At 59.4% G+C, this 604-nt stretch carries 1 protein-coding gene; it reads right to left on the bottom strand.

Going from position 1 to position 604, the window contains the following annotated elements; translation table 11 throughout:
- The coding region (locus FS320_RS44790; RefSeq protein WP_152718821.1) for a HAMP domain-containing protein at positions 1 to 260 on the bottom strand (260 nt) is incomplete at its 3' end.
- Between the last annotated feature and the right edge of the window lie 344 nt (positions 261 to 604).

Here is a 604-nt window from a genome sequence, read left to right on the forward strand (position 1 = left end):
TCGTCGCGGCGGGAGGTTCCCTCGATCGTCACGTTCAGATCGCCGCTGGCGAGCGCGCGCATGTTCGCCACGAGCTTCTGGATCGGCTTGGAGATGCTGCGCCCGAGACCAAAGGCGATGAGGAGCATGATTATGGCCGCGACAGCAACCATCTGGAGCAGAGTGTTGCGGTAATCCGCATTCATGGCATCCAGCTGATCGATGTACACGCCGGTCGCGATGACCCACTCCCACTGCGGAAAGACGGACGAATAGGTCATCTTGAGAGAAGGCTGGGTCTCGTTTGGCTTGGGCCAGAGATAACGGACGAACCCTCCACCCGATCAGGCGACCTGAACCTGCTGCTGGGTGAAGAGGTTGCCGGTCGAGTCTTTGGCGTCAGTCTGATCCTTTCCGATCATGGCCGGGTTGGGATGCGCTAGTGTTCTGTCACTGACGAGTGATTCCGAAATCCGATCCGACGTGCGATCCTGCTCGGATGGGCAAGATCGAACGCATTGAGGTTCCCGCCGCTGATCGAGATCGCTTGGAGAGCTTGGTCGGTGACCGCAACACATCCCAGAAGGTCGTCTGGCGGGCTCGGATTGTTCTGCTGGCTGGTGAG

It is taken from the genome of Microvirga tunisiensis (assembly GCF_009296175.1).
GTDB classification, from domain to species: domain Bacteria; phylum Pseudomonadota; class Alphaproteobacteria; order Rhizobiales; family Beijerinckiaceae; genus Microvirga; species Microvirga tunisiensis.